The 21,299-nt window shown below is 58.2% G+C and carries 20 protein-coding genes; 9 read left to right on the plus strand and 11 right to left on the minus strand.

Features of this window, described 5'->3' with window-relative positions; translation table 11 throughout:
- From AAIL67_RS21220 to AAIL67_RS21240, 5 genes are all read right to left on the minus strand, one after another.
- A partial coding sequence (locus AAIL67_RS21220; protein ID WP_343484811.1) for a phosphoethanolamine transferase domain-containing protein occupies positions 1–288 on the minus strand: 288 nt, incomplete at its 3' end.
- A gap of 569 nt (positions 289–857) precedes the next feature.
- The gene (locus tag AAIL67_RS21225) at positions 858–1,760 is read right to left on the minus strand and encodes an amidohydrolase family protein (RefSeq protein WP_343484813.1); all 903 of its coding nucleotides are present in this window, start codon (positions 1,758–1,760) and stop codon (positions 858–860) included.
- Positions 1,761–1,958: 198 nt separating this feature from the next.
- Positions 1,959–2,486: a carboxymuconolactone decarboxylase family protein gene (locus AAIL67_RS21230; RefSeq protein WP_343484814.1), complete on the minus strand. Its 528-nt coding sequence runs from the start codon at positions 2,484–2,486 to the stop codon at positions 1,959–1,961.
- Complete coding sequence (locus AAIL67_RS21235) at positions 2,483–3,448, minus strand: tripartite tricarboxylate transporter substrate binding protein (RefSeq protein ID WP_343484815.1); 966 nt, start codon at positions 3,446–3,448, stop codon at positions 2,483–2,485. The genes AAIL67_RS21230 and AAIL67_RS21235 overlap by 4 nt, the downstream gene beginning before the upstream one ends.
- Positions 3,449–3,475: 27 nt before the next feature.
- Positions 3,476–4,273 carry an SDR family NAD(P)-dependent oxidoreductase gene (locus AAIL67_RS21240; RefSeq protein WP_343484816.1) on the minus strand — a complete coding sequence of 266 codons (798 nt, stop codon included), beginning with the start codon at positions 4,271–4,273 and terminating at the stop codon, positions 3,476–3,478.
- Between the two features lie 123 nt (positions 4,274–4,396).
- Here AAIL67_RS21240 and AAIL67_RS21245 point away from each other — a divergent pair, with 123 nt between their 5' ends.
- Entirely contained in the window at positions 4,397–5,296 is a 900-nt protein-coding gene (locus tag AAIL67_RS21245) for a LysR family transcriptional regulator (RefSeq protein ID WP_343484817.1), read from the plus strand.
- A 21-nt stretch (positions 5,297–5,317) separates the two neighbouring features.
- Here the strand turns inward: AAIL67_RS21245 and AAIL67_RS21250 are convergent, their stop codons facing one another.
- The 6 genes from AAIL67_RS21250 to AAIL67_RS21275 all read right to left on the minus strand — a co-directional run bounded on the left by AAIL67_RS21250 (position 5,318) and on the right by AAIL67_RS21275 (position 11,091).
- A complete protein-coding gene (locus AAIL67_RS21250; protein WP_343484818.1) occupies positions 5,318–5,896 on the minus strand; it encodes a hypothetical protein in 579 nt (192 codons plus the stop codon).
- Between the two features lie 70 nt (positions 5,897–5,966).
- On the minus strand, positions 5,967–6,959 hold the full coding sequence (locus AAIL67_RS21255; protein ID WP_343484819.1) for a tripartite tricarboxylate transporter substrate binding protein: 993 nt from the start codon (positions 6,957–6,959) through the stop codon (positions 5,967–5,969).
- Positions 6,960–6,980: 21 nt separating this feature from the next.
- Positions 6,981–7,964, minus strand: a complete 984-nt coding sequence (locus tag AAIL67_RS21260) for a tripartite tricarboxylate transporter substrate binding protein (RefSeq protein WP_343484820.1) — start codon at positions 7,962–7,964, stop codon at positions 6,981–6,983.
- A gap of 22 nt (positions 7,965–7,986) precedes the next feature.
- On the minus strand, positions 7,987–8,925 hold the full coding sequence (locus tag AAIL67_RS21265) for a tripartite tricarboxylate transporter substrate binding protein (RefSeq protein ID WP_343484821.1): 939 nt from the start codon (positions 8,923–8,925) through the stop codon (positions 7,987–7,989).
- A gap of 299 nt (positions 8,926–9,224) precedes the next feature.
- The gene (locus tag AAIL67_RS21270; protein ID WP_343484822.1) at positions 9,225–10,058 is read right to left on the minus strand and encodes an alpha/beta fold hydrolase; all 834 of its coding nucleotides are present in this window, start codon (positions 10,056–10,058) and stop codon (positions 9,225–9,227) included.
- A gap of 235 nt (positions 10,059–10,293) precedes the next feature.
- Positions 10,294–11,091 carry a helix-turn-helix domain-containing protein gene (locus AAIL67_RS21275; RefSeq protein WP_343484823.1) on the minus strand — a complete coding sequence of 266 codons (798 nt, stop codon included), beginning with the start codon at positions 11,089–11,091 and terminating at the stop codon, positions 10,294–10,296.
- Between the two features lie 286 nt (positions 11,092–11,377).
- On the opposite strand from AAIL67_RS21275, the gene AAIL67_RS21280 reads away from it, so the two are divergent.
- From AAIL67_RS21280 to AAIL67_RS21315, 8 genes are all read left to right on the plus strand, one after another.
- The gene (locus AAIL67_RS21280) at positions 11,378–12,355 is read left to right on the plus strand and encodes a tripartite tricarboxylate transporter substrate binding protein (RefSeq protein ID WP_343484824.1); all 978 of its coding nucleotides are present in this window, start codon (positions 11,378–11,380) and stop codon (positions 12,353–12,355) included.
- Between the two features lie 34 nt (positions 12,356–12,389).
- A complete protein-coding gene (locus AAIL67_RS21285; protein ID WP_343484825.1) occupies positions 12,390–13,181 on the plus strand; it encodes an enoyl-CoA hydratase/isomerase family protein in 792 nt (263 codons plus the stop codon).
- 4 nt (positions 13,182–13,185) lie between these two features.
- Positions 13,186–15,279: an acetate--CoA ligase family protein gene (locus AAIL67_RS21290; protein ID WP_343484826.1), complete on the plus strand. Its 2,094-nt coding sequence runs from the start codon at positions 13,186–13,188 to the stop codon at positions 15,277–15,279.
- On the plus strand, positions 15,279–17,333 hold the full coding sequence (locus AAIL67_RS21295) for a 3-hydroxyacyl-CoA dehydrogenase NAD-binding domain-containing protein (protein ID WP_343484827.1): 2,055 nt from the start codon (positions 15,279–15,281) through the stop codon (positions 17,331–17,333). The genes AAIL67_RS21290 and AAIL67_RS21295 overlap by 1 nt, the downstream gene beginning before the upstream one ends.
- 72 nt (positions 17,334–17,405) lie before the next feature.
- A complete protein-coding gene (locus AAIL67_RS21300; protein WP_343484828.1) occupies positions 17,406–18,422 on the plus strand; it encodes a tripartite tricarboxylate transporter substrate binding protein in 1,017 nt (338 codons plus the stop codon).
- Between the two features lie 11 nt (positions 18,423–18,433).
- Positions 18,434–19,249: a 3-oxoadipate enol-lactonase gene (gene pcaD, locus AAIL67_RS21305; protein WP_343484829.1), complete on the plus strand. Its 816-nt coding sequence runs from the start codon at positions 18,434–18,436 to the stop codon at positions 19,247–19,249.
- A 212-nt stretch (positions 19,250–19,461) separates the two neighbouring features.
- On the plus strand, positions 19,462–20,463 hold the full coding sequence (locus tag AAIL67_RS21310; protein WP_343484830.1) for a tripartite tricarboxylate transporter substrate binding protein: 1,002 nt from the start codon (positions 19,462–19,464) through the stop codon (positions 20,461–20,463).
- Positions 20,464–20,495: 32 nt separating this feature from the next.
- On the plus strand, positions 20,496–21,287 hold the full coding sequence (locus AAIL67_RS21315; RefSeq protein WP_343484831.1) for an alpha/beta hydrolase: 792 nt from the start codon (positions 20,496–20,498) through the stop codon (positions 21,285–21,287).
- Positions 21,288–21,299 lie beyond the last annotated feature (12 nt).

The following is a 21,299-nucleotide window of genomic DNA, read 5'->3' on the forward strand; positions in this document are numbered from 1 at the left end:
TGACGTCGCCAGCACCAAAATAGTTAGCAGCAGCGGCAGCGAAAGGTAGGCATTGAGCTCCGCCTGATTGGTCTCAAAAAAATTTTGAACCATGCTGCGGTCGATTAGCACCTTGTAGTGGAGCATAAAGTAGCTGCAACAGGCACTGATCACCACCAGCATTGCCAGCAAAGGCTTGCGCAAGTAAGGTAGTACCAGCACCGGCGACAGCAATAGGTTGAACAGGCAAAAGAAGAACACCGGCAAGCTGATGAAAAAGCAAACGCTACGCAGGCTGTCGATTTCCACTTTGGCCCACAAGGTTTGCCAAAGCGCTAGGTTGCCAATCGTGGAAAAAAAAAAGCGCAGCCACCCAAGTTAGTTGAACTGGGTTGAGCTGCACATGTCTCAAACGCTGAAGCACGCGCTAATCCCAAAGAATGAAGGTGCGCGAAGTGTCGTATATGAGTTGTTAGGAATTTGTTAGGATTACAAGTACGTATTTGCCCTGCGTACTGTAGAGCCGCGAGCGAGCAGTTGCGCAGAGACTTGTGCTTTATACGCTGCAGCTAGAGCGTGATTGAACTCCTTGGGCTGCTGCGGGTCTCATATTTCACCTTAACAAGGCGTCTTTGAGACCGGCTGCAGCCCATGCCATTTCTAGCAAACGTTGGCAGCGATAGCTGGCTAACTCATTGGAGAGTTGGCCACCATAGGCAGAAGAACTCAATATAGGTGTTCTCGGAAAACAGCGAGGCTACTGCGCTCGGAAGCTTTGATACTTGTCGGCACGCTCCAAGAACCGGTAGATAGATGCGGAGTGATGGCGTTGCCATACCAGCACCAGTTGGTAGACCTTAGCGAATGTGAAGAGATGCTCAATGTGCCTCGAATCGATAAAGCGCCCGCGGATTCTTGACAAGTAGGTGTTCAAGAAGATTGGAGTTGTTAGCTATTTCAGACAGTGCATCGACTAGTACTCCATCGTCGGGAATGTGCGTGTGATTGGGGTGGGGCCAGTCAGTCCCCCAAACACAGCGCTCTGGAAAGCGCTCTACAAGTATGCGTGCCAGTGCTATTCCATTACGGTAGCGTTGCTGCGGAGGTGCATTGGCATCAATACGGTCAATTCCACTTACTTTCACATAGAACTGGCTATTATCTAGCAGTTTGAGAAGTGCTTGAAAATCAGCATGGCTAGCCCCACGCGTAGCGTCTACGCGTCCCATATGATCAATCACTACCGGTACATGGCTGCGCTGCAGGGGCTCGGAAAGTTCATGAATCAGTTCGCTTTCAAAATGCACCTGCAAATGCATCCCTGCAGCAGCAAGGCGTGGTGTAAGCGCTAAGACTTTGTCGACGCTAACCCCGCCATCGATATGTCTCATGAAGTTAAAACGCACGCCGCGAAAGCCTACCTGTGCGAGGCGTTGAAGCTCGGTGTCGGGGATGTCTGGATCCACCAGTGCAACGCCGAGGTAGCGTCCGTCTCCAGCAGCAATTGCATCCTCGACAACCCGATTGTCCGTGCCGTGCGTTATCGACTGTACGATGACACAACGTTCGATGCCCATTTGACGATGCAAGGCAAACAACGTCTCCTTAGGAGCCTCAACTGGAGTGGCCCGACGCTGGGGGTTATAGGGGAAGCGGGCAACAGGTCCTAAAACATGGACATGGCTATCGCATGCCTGTGGTGGCAGGCGCAACTTTGGTGCCGTCGGGTGTTCCAGGTAGGTACGAACAGGGATAGCAGAGTCGGAGGTCAGGGCAGACATACAGGGCAATGGTGAGTTGAGCAGGGGGAGCGCTTAGGCGTCAATTGGTACACCATCAAGCTTTGAACCTCGGTAGTGTTAGGCCATTAGCGAGCTCATAGGGCAGGCATGTAGGCGGCGCCAAGCACTACCTCATTGGAGCAGCAGCGATCGAGCTTGCGACGGCTTGCTCGCTCTGGTTGAGGGTGCTTGCGTGCTTCAATGCGAGATGTTAAGTGCCACCAGGAAGCGAGACACCATGTTGTAGGCCGCTACTGTCGCCACGAGTTCAACCACCGTCTGAGGATCGTGGAGTGCGTTGATGCGCCCCATCAATTCTTCCGGCACTTTGACATCGCGTGTCATGCGGTCGGTGAGTTCCAGTAGCAACAACTCTTGCTCAGTGAAGACTCCTTCTGGAGTCGTACTTTTGAGCGCGTCAATCTTGTGCTGCGGAAAGCCGGCTTTGAGCGCGTGGGGGATATGTGCGTCGAACTCGAAGGCTGCATCGTTCAAAACGGCAACTCGAAGAATGATCATCTCGCGCAGGTCTGCCGCAACCCCTGTTCGATTGCGCACGGCGGTCAACATAGCCTCCCATCCCGCAGCAATCGGTGCGCTGTTGAGCAATGCCTGATACAGCAGTGATATGCGGCCGCGTTCGGACTGTATGCGTGCCTCTACCTCAGCTAGTTCAGGTCTCGAGCCTGGTACCACCAGGGGCACGCGAATATGAGAGGTTGTCATTGATCTGCCTTGATGTTGCGGGACTTGATGATGGCGCCCCATTTTTCCGTATCCGCCTTCAGCAGAGCGGCTAGCTCCTGGGAGGTAGAAGATTTCGGTTCTGCGCCCCCTTGCAACAACCTAGCACTGACATCTGGATTCGCGATCGCTGCACGCACCGCTTTGTTCAGTTGCTCGACAACGGCAGGAGAGGTCTTTGCGGACACGAACAAGGCATACCAGTTATTGGTGTCGACAGCCTTGATACCTTGTTCTTCGAACGTCTTCACGTTTGGAAGCGAAGGATGTCGCTTCTGTGCCGCTAGCCCAATGGCTTTCAGGCGTCCCCCTTGGACGTGGGGCATGATGGCCGCGACGTCCGCAAAAACGCCCTTCACTTGTCCACCCATGATGTCGGTCATCGCTGGCGCCATTCCTTTGTAGGGGACATGCAGGAACTTCGCCCCGGTTGACTCTTCCAACTGGATAAGAGCCAGGTGAGGGATGCTGCCGGATCCGGAGGAAGCCATGGGTGTTGACTCTTTAATGCTCTTCGCATTTTTTACGAACTCGGCTGCATCCTTTGCGGGGTCCTTAGAGCTGACCACCAACACTTCTACGTTGTTTGCCACTAGGGAAACTGGTGCAAAGTCGCGCTGAGTGTTGTAGGGCGCCTTTTCCTGCAATGAGGGGTTGATTGCTGCGGCCCCCACACTGGTGATCCATATTGATGACCCATCGGCTTCTCCTCGCAGGGTCTCCATTGCGCCTAACGCACCATTTGCACCAGGCTTGTTCTCCACGATCACTGGGCGTTTGAGTTCGCGACCTAGCTGATCAGCCAGCGTACGCGCAACAAAATCGACAGGACCTCCTGCGCTGAAAGAGGTGATGATGCGCACGGGTTTCCCACTGGACTGCGCATAACTGATAGATGCCAGCGAGAGCGCTGCTGCCGCGATGAGGATGTGTCTTTTATTCACGAATATGTCTCCTTGCACTGGCGTTGCTCAGTCGCAGCGAGCAGTCATGCCACCATCCACGACCAGTTCCGTTCCTGTAATGAACTGCGCTTCGTCACTAGCGAGATAGAGTGCAGCACTGGCCGTATCCCGACCGTCACCCATGAAGCCAAGAGGAATACGCTTGACACGGGATGCCAGCAAAGACTCCACATCGCCTCCCGTGCGCTGCTTGGCTAGGCGCACCTCAACCATAGGGGTGTGCAACTGACCTGGAACTACCGTATTCACGCGGATCCCATCCGGAGCATGCTGAACGGCAACTACGCGAGAAAGATGGATCACGCCGGCTTTGCTTGCGGCGTAAGCAACCTGCGCGCTGCCAGTCCAGCGAAGGCCTGATGTAGACGCCACATTGACAATGGCGCCGAGTTTTTGCTCCACCATGTGTGGCAGCACATATTTGCAGGTCAGGAAGACGCTTTTGAGGTTGATGTCAATCTGACTGTCCCAGGCTTCCTCGCTCAACTGCACTGGTCCTCCTGCAGCGGAGCCACCTACGTTGTTGATCAAGATGTCCGGGGCACCATAAGTCGACAGACATGCTTCGACCATGGCTTGTACGCTTGCAGAACTAGTCACATCGCAGATGCAGGTCGTGATGGAAGAGGCTGCATCGCCCGCTAGAGATAGCGTTTCATTCAATCGATCCTGGTCGCGATCGACAGCCAGGACTTTGGCGCCTTCTTCGGCGAGGCGAACGGCCATTGCACGACCGTTGCCCCAGCCGGCTCCGACGCAACCGGCGCCCGTTACGATGGCGATTTTGGATTCGAACCTTCTCATGCTTGCTCCTGTCATTGAATTAGCTGAGCAACCGTCGTTGCGATTGCTGCATGGAAATCAGTTTGCGCTTATGAGTGGGTAAGTTAAACTCGATAGCTCCTATATCAGCTATGTCTATTTCCTATGGATCTGCGGCAGCTTGAATACTTCGTCGCTGTTGCTGAGCAGGGTAGTTTCAGCCGTGCCGCAGCGACCCTCAACCTTGCGCAACCCAGCGTCAGTCGGCAGATTGCCTTGCTGGAAGAGGAGCTTGGACAACGTTTGTTGGAACGCACCGGGAGGGGTGTCACTGCGACAGCTGCTGGTCATGCGCTGCTCGCTCATGCGCGCGTCATGCTCAACGCGGCCAGCCAAGCACTGTCGGACCTTAAGGAGATGCATTCAGAACCCGTTGGTCGAATCGTCGTTGGCTTGCCTAATCGAGTGGCCATGGGCTTGGGGGTCCCCCTGATTCGGGAATTTCGGCGTCGTTTGCCGAATGCATTGTTGTCCGTAGTAGAGGGGCTTAGTCTTTCGCTGCGCGAAGGCTTAATAGCAGGTCGTATCGATCTGGGTCTGCTATTTGATCCAGCACCCACGCCGCTTCTGTCGTATGAACCGTTGATGCGCGAGCGGATGGTGCTAGTTGCGCCGAAAGGCTACCGATTACCGAAGCAAGTTGGCCTTGAGGTGTTGGCCGACTTCCCATTGGTGCTGCCAGGATCACACAACCCGATCCGGAGTCTGGTGGATTCCGTGCTTCTGCCTCACCGCATCGTGCTAAACGTCGTCGCGGAGGTTGGGGCAGTACATACCGCATTGGCGGTGGTTGAGGACGGCTTAGCTTGTTCTATTCTTCCTGACAGTGCCCTGTGCCTGAGCAGTAGGAGGTCGGAGATCCAAGCAACTCCGATCGGGCCGCCAGCCATTCACAATCTCTTAGTGCTGGCAATGCCGCGTGCTCGGCCCGCAACACGTCTGGTCGCAGAGACTGCCAAACTGCTGCGAGAGTTGGATTTCCGTAACGGAGCACGCTCGCTTTGAGCCATACGAGCTTGCTCACATTCACAACTGAATGGTGAACATGGTCCGAATGGTGTTGGTGAAATGAGGGCGCACGCGATCACTCCAGGAAGTTTGGCGGACCGCTAGCCATTCGGGTGAAGCCAGAGCTTGTTCGTCGACTAGGTCGTAGCATGCGAAAGACCGGGGTCCTTCGTCATGGTTCCAGAATCTCTGTGCCTGCACGCATCCAGGAGTCCGAGAAAGACCCGGGAGATGTTCCATTGCATACCATCTCTGAAGCTCCAACTCCCAGCCCGTTTCAGGCGTCGTTTCCACAACGTAGTGAAACGACGCCTGTCTTACCAAGCTAGCCCCGGTCAGGCTATCCATCAAAGTCATGCGACTGGCAGATAGGCTTATGCCGGGCATGGATGGGCATGTCAGAGCATCCAATGTTTGCTTCGCGAGAGACAAACGGTGGGGCAGAGCAAGATAAACATAAGCAGTTTGGGAATGCTCTGCCCAGACCTTGCGCACGATTGAGCCCCGCAACTCTGCATTGACGGGATTGGCCATCACGTGCAGTTCGAGGCCGGAAATCATGGATTGCTGCGCGCCCTGCATGCGCAGCAAAATCATGTCTGTGGGGAGGAATCCATTGGACATATGTTCGCGGAGGGGATTTACGGTGCGACGAGGGATTGAGGCTTCAGTCGATAGTGACTTTGCCAGCGATCACCACCTTACGCCAACGTGCCTCCTCGGCGCGCATGAACTGGGTCATCTGCTCCGGCGTGTTTACCGCTACCGTCAACCCTTCGCGAGCAAGGCGCTCGCGATAAGCGTTTGTTTCTGCAACTTTGCGCAGAGCTGCATTAATCTTTGAAATGACTGGTGCTGGCGTGCCCGCAGGTGCAAACGCTGCGTACCAGACATCGGCTTCATAGCCTGGCAGGGTCTCTGCAATTGCTGGAACTCCTTTGTAGGCTTCGCTGCGCTTTGGAGAGGTTATGCCGAGCGGTCGCATTGTGCCGCTGGCAACCATTTTTGCCACTCCACCCGCCGTACCGAACAAAAGGTCGACTTGACCGCCAATCAGATCGGTGTAAGCAGGGCCAGCTCCTCGGTAGGGCACATGCGTGATATCCACGTTAGCCATGGTCTTGAACAGTTCGCCAGCCAAGTGGACGGCAGATCCGTTGCCCGACGATGCATACGTCAGCCTTCCGGGGGCTGCTTTCGCGGCGGCAATCACGTCAGCGACGCTTTTGAAGCGGCTGTTCGGGGGAGTGACCAGGACGTTTGGCCCGCTGCAGACCCGAGCCACTTCAGTGAAGTCCTTTTGCGTCTTATAGGGGAGTTTCTTGACCAGAGAGTCGTTGATCGCAATAGCTGAGGTCGTAAGAAGCAACGTGTAGCCGTCGGCAGGCGATTTGGCCACGATGTCTGTGCCTATGATGGTGCCGCCACCGGGCTTGTTGTCAATGATCAAGGCTTTTCCAAGTTCCCGCTGCATTCCTTCCAGCAAAGCCCGCCCAATTACATCGGTGCCGCCGCCCGGGGCGAACGGTACGACCACACGTATGGTGCGTGTCGGGAAGTTGTCAGCAGACCAGGCTTCCAAGCTTATAAGTGACGAAGCCGAGGCAAGTGCCGTACCGGACCGCAGAACCTGGCGACGTGTGAAAACAGAGTGCGACATTTATGAGTTCCTGGCTGCTAGTTAGAAGTCAATTCGAATTTCAGCTTCCTTGACCGCTTTGCCGATTTTCAGCAAGTCTTCAGCGATCAGCTGCCGAAATTGCGAGGGGCTGGACTTTGTAGGCACAAATGACAGCTCGGCGAATTTGGTCTTTAAGGACGGTGCTTCGACGGCCTTGGCGATCTCTGCATTCAGTCTGTTGGTAACTTCGACCGGCATGTTGGCTGGGCCCCATACGCCATACCAAGACAACAACTCGAATCCTGGGACGGTGCTTTCAGCTAGCGCAGGAACGTCTGGCAGTGATGGAGCTCGCGTCTTGCTAGTCACCGCCAGCGGCCGCAGGCGGCCGGCCTGAACAAAGGGTGTGACCCCGGGCATAGGCGAAATCGCCGCGGAGACATGTCCACCAACAACATCAGTCAATTGAGGCACAGCTCCCTTGTAAGGAACGATCTCCATTTTCAGACCAAGTGCTCGGTTGAGCATTTCTTCACTCAAGTGACTAGTCGTACCCAAGCCAGAAGTTGCCCAAGTAAACTTCCCAGGGTTGGCTTTGGCCAATTTGATGAATTCTTCGATCGTTTTGGCTTGAACCCCGTTGTTTACTGCAACGATTAGCGGCACGTACCCTATCTGCGCCACAGGAGTGAAGTCTCGCTGCGGGTCGTAGGTTTTCTTGGCAACTACAAGCGGCAGGTACGCCTGGCTGGAGGCGTTGAACAGCAAAGTGTAGCCATCGGCCTTCGCGTTCTTCACATGCATGGAACCAAGGAGGCCAGAAGCGCCTGGTGTGTTTTCAATGACGATCGGCTGACCGAGTTGGCGCTGCAACTGGTCAGCTACCAGTCTGCCAACGGTATCTATGGATCCTCCAGGAGTGTAGGGAATCACCATACGGATAGTCTTGCTCGGATAGTCTTGCGCGCTAGCTATCGCGCTAATTCCAAACAAGGCGCTTGTTAGAGCAAGTCTCAGGACGAGCGAGGTATTTGCTTTGTTCATGCTTGTCTCCCGTTATGGCTTTTTATTTCGTGATCACGTCTGCCTTGACTAGCTTGGACCAACGGGCAATCTCAGCTCGAACAAATGCTTCGTATTCGGTTGGAGTGCCCGTTTGGGCAACCATGCCTTCATGAACCAACTTCGATTTAAAGAAGTCGCTCTGAGCCGCTTTACGGGTCGCTGCATTGAGTTGCTCAATGATGGCGGTAGGCGTGCCGGCGGGAGCATGCAGGCCGTACCAACCCTCCGATACATATCCTGCGACACCGGCTTCAGCCATGGTGGGTACATTCGGGTAGGCGCTCGAGCGAGTCGCCGAAGTCACCGCTAGCGCTCTTAGTTTTCCGCTGTCAATGAATGGACCAACAGAACCCGATGTGCCGAATAGGATGTCGGTCTGCCCGCCCAGCAAATCAGTGAGGGCAGGGGAGGATCCTTTGTAGGTGATGTGCTGAATCTGTAGCTTAGCCAGATCCGCAAAAAGAGCTGCAGCGAGGTGAGACGAAGTTCCGTTGCCAGGCGATGCGTATGTCAACTGGTTGGGCTTTGCTTTGGCTGCCGCAATGATGTCCTTGACTGTCTTGTACGGGCTACTTGCGCGCACGACCAGTACATTTGGGGAGCGCACCACCATAGACACCGGCGTGAAAGCTTTTTCTGTGGCGTAAGGAAGCTTTTCCATAAGACTCGGGTTGACCGAGTGCGCTATAGAGGACACGAGTAGCGTGTAGCCGTCCGGAGCACTCTTGGCCACCATTTCCGAGCCGATGATGGTGCCAGCTCCAGGTTTGTTTTCAACGATGACTGATTGCCCGAGTTCTTGTGACATTCCGACTGCGAGCGTTCGCGCGATCAGATCTGCACCACCTCCGGGTGCGAATGGAACCACTAACTTGACTGGTTTGTCAGGGAACGCAGCCTGAGCCGCGTTGAGACCAATGGCCAGGGTGGCAGCGAACATGGTGGCCGCCTTGAGGGACGTTCTAATCGTGCGTTGGAAGGAATGTTTCATTGATGTCTCCGGTAATTTTTATGTCTGTCAAAACCCCTGCAGCTAACTCTTGGGTGGTCTTGTCTTGCTGCAGGTAGATCGAACTGTGCTGATTCCTACATGGCGTGGCAGGCCATGCGCATATGCCAAGCGCAGTTCAGTGGGCACGTGGTGTTTACGCACACTTTTGGTAGGCGCGTTATCGAAATGGAAGCAACGCAAAGAAGCGGATTGCTGTCCGTCTGGGCGAGTGCTGTGGCAGGGATAGCTTATTTCTGATAGACGCGATGAGCAAAAGCAGCGATGGCATCGGCCATGGCGCGTGGCTGCTCTGGTGCCATTGCGTGACCGGCGTCACTAATCACTTGCTCAGTGACACGCTCGCCAAGGTAGAGTTTCATTACCTTCGGGATCACTACCGCATCGTGCTCGGCCTGTAGATCCAGGATGGGCACTTGGGTACCAGCAGAGAAATAGTCATCGACAGGGGTGCTGCGTCGAGCATGGCTTTGAGCCTCGTGAGCCTCTGTGTTCCAGCCGTCTAGCCAGACGCGCGGATCGTGACCAGGGGCAAAGAAGGCTCGGCGCAGGCAGTCCAGCCGCTGTTCCTCTGACAGGCTAAAGTCACTTGCTCCATCTATGGCGTCGCGCAGACGGCTGTATGGCATTTCGCTCGACTCGGGCGGCAGCCTGCCCGCAGATGCAGCAGCCATGATGACGCCGCATACCAAGTCGGGTCGATCAGCAGCCAGCATGCGAGCGGGTTGGCTGCCCCAGGCATGACCCACTATGAGGATGGGGCCGGTGCGTTCTTGATCCAGGACAGCGGCCACATCGGCAGCAAAGTCATGCAAACTTAGGCCCTGCATGGGACCATGGCTATGCCCGATGCCGCGCGGCTCTGGGCGAATTACGCGGAAGCCATCTTGCTGCAGGTAGTCGGCCACGACGTCGTAGTCTCGACCTGATCGAGCCAACGAAGGAAGAATGCAAATGATTCGACCCGTCCCTTGATCGGCATATTCGATATGAACTTCCGCATTGGTATTTGGTGGGAGGTACCGAACAAGTCGGCGTGATGTCTCTGTAGTTGTGTTAGTCATGCAACCAGTCTCTTACGCCACTGGCTCTGCAATAAGCCTTTAGCGGCTATATCAGCTATGCCTTTTAGCTATTTGACTGAGCATCGGCGGCAATTTGGGAGTTAGTACGGCGCAGGCTTTCATTACTTGGAAATAGCGGCTATTCTTCGCTGGATTTTTGGGATAACTCTAGCGTTGGCACTGTCTTGATCGCAATGGCTTCGATACACTGCATAAGCGTGATGAGAAATCCCATTTACATCGATTGCAGCGCATTCAGTCTTTTCTGAATTTCGTCTCGTAGTGCTATCAATGGGTTCCACAGGTCCTCCACGACTTTTGCCAGAGCTTCCTCTGTAGAGATGCTGAGGTTTAGAACATAGATTGCATCCGGCGTGACCAATGGCGTTGCCAGTGCAACCACCTCGGGTTGCCATGCTGCGGCACAGAAGCCTCGCGCTCTCACGCTTTGACGCGCGTCTTCGATCGCATGCTCAAGGACTTCCCACTGTCCGGCTCTGCGGTGTTGGAATGTGGCTAGCAGTGCCTCACGTTTGGGTTCGGACACGACCGCCAGATAGGCACGCCCCAGGGACGTCAGCTCCATGGGGACTCGCTGGCCCGAAACCACATGGCGAAGCACCACGCGCCGGCTGTAGCGGATGGATTCCAGGTAGACCATTTCATCTCTGTCGGGGGCGGCCAGGCCAACGTTGATGCGTTGGGTCTCTGCAAGCGTCCGCATCAGCGGTGCGGCAATGGCTAAGACCTGCGAGCCTGTACGCATTGCATGTGCCAGGCTTAGAACAGCCGGCGCTAGGCGGTAGGCGCGCACAGATGTGTCCACCTGCAGCATCCCAGTTCCGACCAGCGTCTGAGTTAGTCGACTGACGGTAGACCTCGATAGCCCTGTTCGCTCTGCAATATCGCCATTTCCAAGCAGCTCCGATCCAGGTCGAAAAGCGCGAAGTATTTCTATTCCTCGCTCAAGCGATCGATTGGCGGGCGACTGACCCGGCTTGTCATTAAGGATAGCAGAGCGGCTTTTGATCATTAGCTTCTTGATGGTTCGGAGTTCACACCGGGATAGCGTCGGTTCCCAAGGAGGGCGCTGAATTAGTGCAATTTTGATCGGTCTTGCATCCACACAACTGGCAAGGATTTTTCCAGCCATTGGAATTCGCGGCATGCCAAATTTGCCAGCAAATTCCATCTATTGGAAATAGGGGGGTGCCAGGATTGTTAACTCTGCCTAAGCTTTAAAAGACCGACATCAAGAACCTAGATGTTCCGGCTTTGAGAGACAGGCGGCAGATGCCGCATAACAAGGAGACAACTCAATGACTGCTTCCCTTATTCGCAGAGGTGCGAGATCCATTGCACTTTTCGTGGCCGTCGTCGCTTCAGCAGGATCTGCTATGGCAGCGTTTCCAGATAAACCCATTCGCTTGGTTGTTCCGTTTGCACCGGGAGGTGGCACGGACTTGATCGCTCGCACATTGGGGGCAGAAATGTCCAAGGACCTGGGACAGCCCGTCATTGTGGAGAACAAGCCTGGCGGAGGAACCATGATCGGAACCGACAACGTTGCCAAAAGCGCTCCTGACGGATATAGCATCGTCGTTGCATCTTTCGCGCATGCGGTGAATCCAGCACTGCAACCCAGGCTTCCATATGGAAGCAACAAAGCATTTGCGCCGGTGATGCTCATTGGTAAAGGGCCCAACATACTGGTTGTGCGGCCCAACAGTCAATTCAAGTCAGTAGCCGACGTCGTAGCAGCTGCCAAGGCTAACCCGGGAAAACTGACTTTTGCTTCGCAAGGGGCTGGCACCTCAGCCCATCTGGCCGGAGAGCTGTTCGCCAATCTGGCCCAGATAAAGATCAACCATATCCCTTATCGAGGCGCAGGGCCCGCACTGACCGATCTGATGGGAGGTCAGGTGGACATGATGTTTGCAACAGCTGCTGCAGTTTCGCCATTTGTGGACGGTGGAAAGCTTAGAGCACTGGGTGTCACAACTTCTGAGCCTTCGCCGGCGTTCAAGGGCATTGCGCCTATCGCTACCACGGTGCCTGGTTATGTCGTCGATAGCTGGTACGGACTGTATGTCCCCGTAGCCACCCCTCCTGCTGTGATAGAGCGCCTGAATGCAGCAGCTCGCAAGGCGGCTCGCTCACCTGATTTTGTCCGCAAGGTCGAACACGAAGGTCTGATTGTCAGCGCGGGTGCGCCAGCCGAACTGGATGCATATGTACAAGCCGAGGAGCAACGTTGGGCCCGCGTAATCAAGGCAAGCGGTATCAAGCCTGACTGATCGGCTTTGTGTCGAGTAATTTTTGGAGAAATCAATGAGCTATTCCCTAATAGAACTTCAAGTCAATGACGCGGTGGCAACGCTTACGTTGAGTCGTCCGGACAAGCGCAATGCGATGAGCGATGACATGCGCACGGAGTTTATCGACGCGCTGGAACGTGTTGCAGCCGATAAAAGCATCAGGGCGTTGGTTCTCACCGGAGCCGGAAAGGGCTTCTGTGCAGGTGGAGACATCAGTGGCATGCAGAAGCGAATGAATGCACCGGCTGGCGAGGTTGGCTTCAACGGCTGGCATCGTCAGCAACGTGTGCACCGTACTCAAGCGCTGCTGCACACAATGCCTAAACCTGTGGTTGCCGCTGTCAATGGAGCAGCTTCCGGGCTTGGGGCCGACACTGCGCTGGCCTGCGACTTCATCATCGCCAGCGACTGGGCAAGCTTCACCTGGTCTTATATTCACCGCGGCATCATTCCTGACGGCGGTGGCATGTATTTTCTGCCACGACGCGTAGGTCTTTCAAAGGCCAAGGAACTGATTTTCACTGGGCGTCAGGTCAAAGTGGACGAAGCCCTCGATTTGGGCATCGTCGATCGAAAAGCCAGTGCCGACACCTTGCTGGCTGATGCGCAGGCATGGGCTGCTGAGCTTTCCAAAGCCTCATCGACCGCATTGGCACTGACCAAGACCATCCTCAATCAGAGCTTTGAGTTGTCATCCCACGACGTGTTCGCGCAGGGTAGTCAGGCGCAAGGTATCTGCTACACAAGTAGCGAACACCGCGCCTCGGTAGAAGCCTTTTTAGCTAAAGCTGCAGCGAAGGAGTGATTGTATGAACAGCGCCATTTCAAAGCTGCTTTCTCCACGCAGTGTTGCCGTCATCGGAGCCTCGGCTGACCCGAAGAAAACTACAGGTCGACCAGTCGCATACCTGCAAAAGCATGGGTATTCCGGTCGAATCATGCCCGTGAACCCCAAGGTCGAAGCCATTGGCGATCTTCCGTGTTACCCAGATGTTGCCTCCCTTCCTGAGGTTCCTGATGTTGCAGTGGTGTTGCTGGGCGCTGAGCGAGCGCATCTTACGGTAAAGGAATTGTCGGAGCGCGGCTGTGCTGCTGCCATCGTGTTGGCCAGCGGCTATACCGAAACCGGTGAAGAAGGCGCTCGCCGTCAGCAGCAACTCGTCGAAGCGGCGGGCACGATGCGAATTCTGGGGCCCAATACGATCGGACTGGTCAATCTGACTGACAAGATAGTGCTTTCGCCTTCTGGTGCGTTGGAGATGGACGACTTTAAAGCCGGAGGGATCGGCGTCGTCTCGCAAAGTGGCGGCATCCTTGGGTCACTGCTGTCGCGCGCGTCAGCTCGTGGCATTGGTCTTTCCAAATTGATCTCCACCAGCAACGAAGTTGATCTGGAGCTTGCCGACTTTATTGACCACCTGGCAGATGACCCTGCCACCAAAGTGATTGCGCTATACGTGGAGACGGTGCGCAATCCGTCGAAATTCCGCGCGGCCTGCCTGAAGGCAGCGCATGCGGGCAAGCCAGTCGTGGCCTTCAAGATTGGTCGCTCCGAGGCTGGCGCCCAAGCCGCTGTGTCGCACACAGGAGCGATGGCTGGTGCCGACAGCATGTACGACGCGCTGTTCAAACAGGTCGGTGTGATCCGCGCACAGACTTTCTCGGACTTGCTCGACATCCCCGCCGCACTGACCACCGGCCGCCATCTGCGCGGCAAGCGCGTGGCAATCCTCACCTCCACCGGCGGTGCAGGCACGCTTGTTTCCGATGATTTGGGCGTGGCCGGGTTCGAGACGCCCGCGCCCGACCTTGCCACGGCCGACGCGCTGCGGGCGCTGCAAACCGGCAGCGAGGCAGTGCTGGACCGAAACCCTATAGACGTGACCCTTGCCGGGCTGCGGCCTGACCTTCTGCGCGGGGCCATCAATGCGCTGCTGGCCAGTCCTAGCTACGACGCTTTGGTGATCATCGTCGGATCGTCCAGCCTAGCTATGCCTGAGCTACTGGTGGGTGCCATTCAAGAGTGCTTGCCGAACTCTGACAAGCCTGTCTTAGCGTACGTAAGCCCGCACGCGCCCGAGATCGGCGCACTGCTGACACAACGCGGCGTGCCGGCGTTCGCCGCAGCGGAAAGCTGCACTGCGGCTCTGGCTGGTATGTTGCGCGTGGCTAACTTCCAGGCACCAGCTCCGGCCGACGGTTGCGAGGCGGCTAAACCCGTTGCACTCGATTCTCTGCCGAGTGGATCACTGGACGAGGCCCAGGCCAAACAGTTGTTCACCCGCTTCGGCTTGCCATGCGCAGCCGAGCAAGTGGTTTCCACTGCCGAAGAGGCTCAGGCTGCAGCACGCACCCTGGGTGGCCGCGTTGTACTAAAGATTCTGTCCGCTCAGATCACGCACAAAAGTGACGTAGGTGGTGTGGCTGTAGGCCTGTCACCCGAGACCATAGGTGCACGGCTGACGCAGATGGCTGCGGAGGTCGAAACCAAGGCAGGTGTGCGGCCCCGGCGCTTCCTTGTGCAGAAGATGGTCGGTGGCGGCACTGAACTGATCCTGGGCATGCACCGTGACGCTCTGGGCACCGCCATTATGTTGGGTATGGGCGGCGTGACGGCAGAGCTGTTCAAGGACACCACGCTGCGCCTGTTGCCGCCAAGCGGCGGCCTTTCGCGCGCCGACGCACTGACTATGGCACAGGACCTCAAGACCTGGCCCCTGCTGGATGGCTTCCGCGGTCGGCCCAAGGCTGACGTGGAAGCGCTGGTCTCGGCCATCGTCGCCTTCTCGCAGATGGCGGCGCAGTTAGGCGACCGCTTGGTCGAGGCCGAAATCAACCCAGTGTTCGTGTTGACGCAGGGACAAGGTGTGTGTGCCGCAGACGGCGTGGTGGTACTAGCGTGATGGATGCCGCACCTTTGGGCCAGGTACGCCTGGAGCGCGACGGCGACGTCGCCATCATCGGCATCGACAACCCACCCATTAACGCAGGTTCTGCGACTGTCCGTGCCGGACTACTACAGGCCATTGACACAGTGGCACGCGACGACAGCCTGGTGGCCGCCGTAATTATCGGAGTCGGCACCACTTTCATGGCCGGCTCGGATATCCGCGAGTTTGGCCAACCGCTTGCCGAGCCTCAGTTGCCCAGCGTGATCGCGGCCATCGATGCCTGCAGCAAGCCCTTCGTGGCCGCGCTGCACGGCGCGGCGCTCGGCGGCGGCTTCGAGCTGGCTCTGGGTTGCGATGCGCGCATCGCAGCGCCCGACACCGTCGTCGGCCTGCCAGAGGTCACGCTGGGCATCATCCCGGGCGCGGGCGGTACCCAGCGCCTGCCGCGACTGGTCGGCGTACCCCACGCCATAAAAATGATCTGCAGCGGCGAGCGGGTTAAGAGCCCTTCCGCCTTGGCAGCCGGCCTTATCGACGCCGAGGCCTCAGGCGAGCTCCGCTCTGAGGCGCTTGCCCTGGCACGAAGCCTGGCAGGGCGTAAGAAGCGCTTGCGCGATCGTTCCGTGCCTCCGGCCGAGCCCAAAGCCGTGGAAGACTCTGCCACAGCCGCACTGAAAGCTGGCAAGTACCGCCCGGCTGTAGTTGCGGCGATCGAAGCCATCAAGGCCTCGGCTGTGCACGACTTCGACACTGCGCTAGCCGACGAACGCGCAGTGTTCCAGCAGTTGCGCAGTTCGCGCGAGGCCTCAGCTCTGCGCTATCAATTCTTCGTCGAGCGTGAGAGTGCCAAACATCCTTCGCTGGCCGGCGTAGCACCGCGTTCAGTGCGGGTCATTGCCGTCGTCGGTGCCGGAACCATGGGCTCCGGCATTGCCATAGCGGCACTGGACGCTGGCTACGAAGTGCTGCTGCTGGAGCAGGACGGTGCGGCGCTGGAACGTGGAACAGCCCGCATCCAAGACCACTACGCTAGCCGCGTGCGCGCAGCCAAGATGGCGTCCGATACAGCCCAGGCGCGCCAGGGGCGTCTACGCAGCAGCTTGCGATGGGACGACCTGGCCTCGGCAGACCTTGTGATCGAGGCCGTGTTCGAGGATCTGGACGTCAAGCGGCAGGTGTTCGAGCGCATCGATTCTGTGGCCCGGCGCGGTGCTGTGCTTGCAAGCAACACGTCATACCTGGACCTGGACGCCATCGCTGCAGCTACGTCGCGCCCACAGGACGTGGTTGGTCTGCATTTCTTCAGTCCGGCCAACGTCATGCGGCTCATGGAAGTGGTGCGCGGCCAGGCTTCAGTGCCTGAAGTTCTAGTCACAGGGCTGACTGTGGCAAAGAGGCTCGGCAAGCTGCCGCTGCTGACCGGCAATGCCTTCGGCTTCATCGGCAACCGGCTTTATGCCGCTTACCGGCGCCAGTGCGAGTTCCTAGTCGAGGAGGGCGCTTGGCCTGAGCATGTGGACGCGGCACTGCAGCGCTTTGGCTTCGCCATGGGCCCATTTGCGGTGGCCGACCTGTCTGGACTGGATATTGCCTGGCGCATGCGCCAGGCCCAGGCAGCAACACGCGATCCGCAAACGCGCTACGTTGACATAGCCGACCGGTTGTGCGAGGCCGGCCGGCTGGGACGAAAGACTAGCGCTGGCTACTACGCTTATGCAGAGGGTGGCAAGCCGGCGGTGGACCCGGCAGTGCACGCGCTAATCGAGCAGGCACGGGCGGATAAGGGTATCGCACCGCGTGTCATTACCGACGAAGAAATCGTGCGCCGTGCGCTACTGGCCCTCGCCAACGAGGCCGCACTGCTCCTGGCCGAAGGAGTTGCGGTCTATGCCACCGATGTGGACCTAGCTCTGGTCAATGGCTACGGTTTCCCGCGTTGGGAAGGCGGCGTGGTGTTTTGGGCCCGCGAACGCAGCGAAGCCGGCCTACGAGAAGATTTTGCTTGGCTGGCCGAGATCAGTGGCCCCGCAAGTAGGGTCGGCGATCCGCGATGCCTACTGCTGTGACCAACTAACGCGGGCAGGCCCCGTGCTATCCCCACCAGACTGCCTTAAGGCAGCACAAATCCAGGAGACAACATGTCCTACACCTCTGTTCATACTCCGTCGCGCCGCGCACTGCTGAAGTGCGTACCGGCGGGCCTCGCCTGTGCCGCAGCTCCGGCTTGGGCGCAGTCACCTGCCGGCAGCGAACTTCCGGCGCCGGCTCTACCCAGTTACCGCTTCATCGTGGGCTTCGGCGCGGGCGGTGTGCCCGATGCGGCCGCACGTTTGATCGCGGCGACCCTGTCCGAACGCTGGAGGCTACCAGCCATCGTGGAGAACAAGGTAGGCGTGGGCGGAACGCTGGCGGCACGTGCCGTACTGGCCGCGCCGGCCGACGGCAGTACCTTGCTCAGCGTGTCGCCCGCCCATGCGACGGCTCCGGCCGTTTTCCGCAACCCGGGCTACGACACGCTGCGCGATTTCGCCCCGGTCACGCTGATCGGCGAAGGCCCAGCGCTGATCGTGGTGCCCAAGGACCTTCCCGCCAGAAACCTGGCAGAGCTTGTGGCGCAGGCCAAGGCGCGTCCTGGTTCGGTCAGCTACTCGTCGGCGGGAGTGGGAAGCAGCTCGCACTTCGCGGCCGCTCTGTTCTGCCAACAGGCGGGCATCGAGGCCGTGAACATTCCGTACAAGAGCGTGGGCGAGGCGATGACCGAAACCATCGCCGGGCGTGTGCAGTTTCATATCGCGCCCTACGTCTCGGCAGTCGGTATGGTCAAGGACGGGCGGGTACGCGCTCTGGCTGTGACCTCCGCCTCGCGCATCGCCGAGATGCCGGACGTGCCCACCACAGCCCAGGCCGGTGTGCCGGGCTACGAATGGAGTTTCTGGTATGGGTTGCTGGCCTCGGCAAAGACGCCCGCGCCGGTACTCGCCCAACTGAACAAGGACATCAACGGCGTCCTGCGCCTGCCGCAGGTGAAGGCACAACTGGCCGACATGGGCGTGAAGGTGGCGGCCGGCACTCCTGTCGACTTTCAAAAACTAATTGAAGCCGAAGTGGCCAAGTACGCGCGCATCGCCAAGGCCGCGAACATCACCGCGCAATGAAAGCAAACACCATGAGCACGTTCGAACCGACCGGCGCGCCGGCCATCCACTACACCATCGACGGCACGCGCGGCCCCTGGCTGCTGCTGTCCCACTCGCTCGGCTGCGACGTCTCCATGTGGGACGCTCAGGTTGCAGCACTGGCCGGGTGCTATCGCGTGCTTCGCTACGACACACGCGGCCACGGACGCAGTGGCGCTGGCCAGGCCCCGTACACGTTGGACCAGTTGGCCGACGACGCTGCTCAACTGATGGACCATCTCGGCATCGCGGCAGTCACTTGGATCGGCTTCTCCATGGGAGGCATGATTGGCCAGACCTTTACTCTCAAGTATCCGCAACGCGTGCAGGCCCTTGTACTGGCTGATACCACCAGTCAGCATGACGCAACACCCCAATCGGTCTGGGACGAGCGCATCCGTGTCGCCCGCGCGCAGGGTATTGTGCCCCTTGTGGATCCGGCCATCGGGCGCTGGTTCACGGTCGGCTTCCGAGAGGCCGAACCCGCTGCCGTGGCGGATGTGGCGCGCGTCATCGCGTCTACCAGCATTGAGGGCTGGACCGGCGCCTGCGCAGCCATTGCCTCGGTGCACACCACTGCCGATCTCCCCCGGATCGGCTGCCCGGCGCTGGTGATCGTTGGCGAGCACGACATCGGCACGCCGCTGGCTGCCTCGCTGGAAATGCACCGCAACCTACCCCAATCCACGCTAACCGTGATCGCCGACGCGGCACACATGACCTGCATTGAGCAGCCCGAGCGCTTCAACCGGGCGCTACGCATGTTCCTGGACAGCACGGTCGGTGCCACGTCAGAGGCCATCTGACGCTGAAGGTGCACAAGTGTCACTCCAGTACCGGCATCGAGTAGGCACGGGCAGAACTGAGGACGACACCTGCCTCGAACATCGCCGTGCAGAGGATGCATTGCGTACATGTGTACCGACGACAGCACCGGGATTCTCGCCGCGGAGCTGGATCATGCCTGAACAGGCCTTGACGCCCTGCGTGCAGTCCCAGAAGTACAGGAAACCTTTGAATGAAACGAAACTCCACACAAACCGTCTCGACACTGCGTCGTAGCCTGTTGACGGGCACCGCTGCCAGCATGGCGTTGTACTTCACCGCACCTGCTAACGCACAGTCCTTTCCCAACAGGCCGCTGCGCCTGGTTGTTCCTTTTCCCGCTGGCGGCGGTACCGATGCGATGGCGCGAGCACTGGGAGACGCTCTGACGCGCGATCTGGGACAGTCCGTGATCGTAGATAACAAGTCAGGCGCAGGTACCGTAATAGGCAATGATTCAGTCGCAAAGAGCCAAGCGGATGGCTACACGCTGCTCTTAAACACCAGTGCCATCGCCATCGTACCCAGCCTGCACCCAAAACTTCCTTACCCATCAGAGTCGGCATTCGCGCCGGTCATTTTGCTCGGGCGTGCTCCCATCGTAGCAGTCGTTCGTACCAACAGTCCTCTCAAGTCGGCCGAGGACTTCTTGACGCAGGCCCGGGCCAAGCCTGGTCAATTTTCCTACGGGTCCGCCGGCAACGGAACCTCTACCCACTTGGCCGCTGAGCTGCTCAAAAGTACAGCGAACCTGCTCGTGCCACATGTCCCCTACCGCGGCGCGGCGCCTGCGATGAACGATGTAATGGCAGGCCAGATTGACCTGGCCTTTGGCACACTACCCAGCGTAGCGCCGCTGCTCTCCGGCGGCAAATTGCGAGCGCTGGCGGTGACGAGCAATAAGCGTTCGCCGTTGCTTCCGAACGTGCCGACTTTCGCCGAGGCCGGCGTAACAGGCTACGACGCCGACGTTTGGTATGGCGTGTTCGTGGCAGGCGCTACGCCTACCTCCATCGTTGAGCAGTTGCACGCCGCCGTCCGACGTGCCGCCCAGACCGATGCACTGCGGCGCCGAGCCGCCGCCGAGGGGTTAGCATTGACACTGGACGATCCACAGGAAACGGCTCGCATCGTGCGTGCAGAGGAAGCCAAGTGGCGCCAGGTGATCAAGGCACAGTCCATCAAGGCCGTATGATGGACGCGCTCGAACGGCTGCAGGAGCTCCAAATGGTGGACAGCCACGGTGGCCGTGTGGCATGGCGAATGTTCGGCCATGGCCGTCCTTTGGTGCTGTTGCATGGTGGCCATGGGACATGGAGGCACTGGATTCGAAACATCCATGCTTTAGCCGAACAGCGTATGGTCTGTGTGCCCGATATGCCTGGCTACGGAGATTCTGACCCGACCGATGAGTCCACGGTGAAGGCTCTGCTGGAACGTCTGGAAAGCTCTCTGACCATTTTGCTAGGCGCTGGTACGCGCATCGACCTGGGAGGATTTTCCTTCGGCGGCTTGATGGCGGCACACCTGGCTGCAAGCCGAGGCGACGTGGACCGACTGGCGCTTCTGGGTGCCGTTGGTCACGGCGGCACTCGTCGTCCTAGGGCTCCGTTGCTGGAGTGGCGTGCCCACGCGCAGACGGGCGACACGCAGGCTTTGCAGCAAGCTATGCGGCACAACCTGCTGGCCCACATGCTGCACGCAGAGGCCAGCATCGACGCGCAGACCCTGCAAATCCATACAGATGCTTGCCTGCGTACGCGCTTTCACAGCAAGCACATCTCCCGATCTGGTGGCTTGCAGGCTCTGTTGCGCCGCACGGCGCCCAGCCTGCTGCTTGTCTGGGGAGAGCATGACGTAACCGCCGATCCGGCATCGCTTGCGCCTGCCTTGGCCGCCCACCACCCACGCTGCAGCACCGCCATCCTGCCAGACGCAGGCCATTGGGTTCAGTACGAATCCGCTGCCGCCATCGACACGCTACTTAGCCAATGGCTCGCAACCCCTCACCCCGATTGAAGGAGATACATC

Origin of the sequence: Comamonas sp. A7-5 (genome assembly GCF_039581385.1) — a bacterium.
GTDB classification, from domain to species: Bacteria; Pseudomonadota; Gammaproteobacteria; order Burkholderiales; family Burkholderiaceae_C; genus Comamonas; species Comamonas thiooxydans.

What these genes read in the sequence shown, in the direction of transcription:
- AAIL67_RS21225 (WP_343484813.1), bottom strand. Translation starts at nt 1,760, where the DNA reads ATGTCTGCCCTGACCTCCGACTCTGCTATCCCTGTTCGTACCTACCTG.
- AAIL67_RS21230 (WP_343484814.1), bottom strand. Translation starts at nt 2,486, where the DNA reads ATGACAACCTCTCATATTCGCGTGCCCCTGGTGGTACCAGGCTCGAGA.
- AAIL67_RS21240 (WP_343484816.1), bottom strand. Translation starts at nt 4,273, where the DNA reads ATGAGAAGGTTCGAATCCAAAATCGCCATCGTAACGGGCGCCGGTTGC.
- AAIL67_RS21245 (WP_343484817.1), top strand. Translation starts at nt 4,397, where the DNA reads ATGGATCTGCGGCAGCTTGAATACTTCGTCGCTGTTGCTGAGCAGGGT.
- AAIL67_RS21250 (WP_343484818.1), bottom strand. Translation starts at nt 5,896, where the DNA reads ATGATTTTGCTGCGCATGCAGGGCGCGCAGCAATCCATGATTTCCGGC.
- AAIL67_RS21255 (WP_343484819.1), bottom strand. Translation starts at nt 6,959, where the DNA reads ATGTCGCACTCTGTTTTCACACGTCGCCAGGTTCTGCGGTCCGGTACG.
- AAIL67_RS21260 (WP_343484820.1), bottom strand. Translation starts at nt 7,964, where the DNA reads ATGAACAAAGCAAATACCTCGCTCGTCCTGAGACTTGCTCTAACAAGC.
- AAIL67_RS21265 (WP_343484821.1), bottom strand. Translation starts at nt 8,925, where the DNA reads ATGTTCGCTGCCACCCTGGCCATTGGTCTCAACGCGGCTCAGGCTGCG.
- AAIL67_RS21270 (WP_343484822.1), bottom strand. Translation starts at nt 10,058, where the DNA reads ATGACTAACACAACTACAGAGACATCACGCCGACTTGTTCGGTACCTC.
- AAIL67_RS21275 (WP_343484823.1), bottom strand. Translation starts at nt 11,091, where the DNA reads ATGATCAAAAGCCGCTCTGCTATCCTTAATGACAAGCCGGGTCAGTCG.
- AAIL67_RS21280 (WP_343484824.1), top strand. Translation starts at nt 11,378, where the DNA reads ATGACTGCTTCCCTTATTCGCAGAGGTGCGAGATCCATTGCACTTTTC.
- AAIL67_RS21285 (WP_343484825.1), top strand. Translation starts at nt 12,390, where the DNA reads ATGAGCTATTCCCTAATAGAACTTCAAGTCAATGACGCGGTGGCAACG.
- AAIL67_RS21290 (WP_343484826.1), top strand. Translation starts at nt 13,186, where the DNA reads ATGAACAGCGCCATTTCAAAGCTGCTTTCTCCACGCAGTGTTGCCGTC.
- AAIL67_RS21295 (WP_343484827.1), top strand. Translation starts at nt 15,279, where the DNA reads ATGGATGCCGCACCTTTGGGCCAGGTACGCCTGGAGCGCGACGGCGAC.
- AAIL67_RS21300 (WP_343484828.1), top strand. Translation starts at nt 17,406, where the DNA reads ATGTCCTACACCTCTGTTCATACTCCGTCGCGCCGCGCACTGCTGAAG.
- pcaD (WP_343484829.1), top strand. Translation starts at nt 18,434, where the DNA reads ATGAGCACGTTCGAACCGACCGGCGCGCCGGCCATCCACTACACCATC.
- AAIL67_RS21310 (WP_343484830.1), top strand. Translation starts at nt 19,462, where the DNA reads ATGAAACGAAACTCCACACAAACCGTCTCGACACTGCGTCGTAGCCTG.
- AAIL67_RS21315 (WP_343484831.1), top strand. Translation starts at nt 20,496, where the DNA reads ATGGTGGACAGCCACGGTGGCCGTGTGGCATGGCGAATGTTCGGCCAT.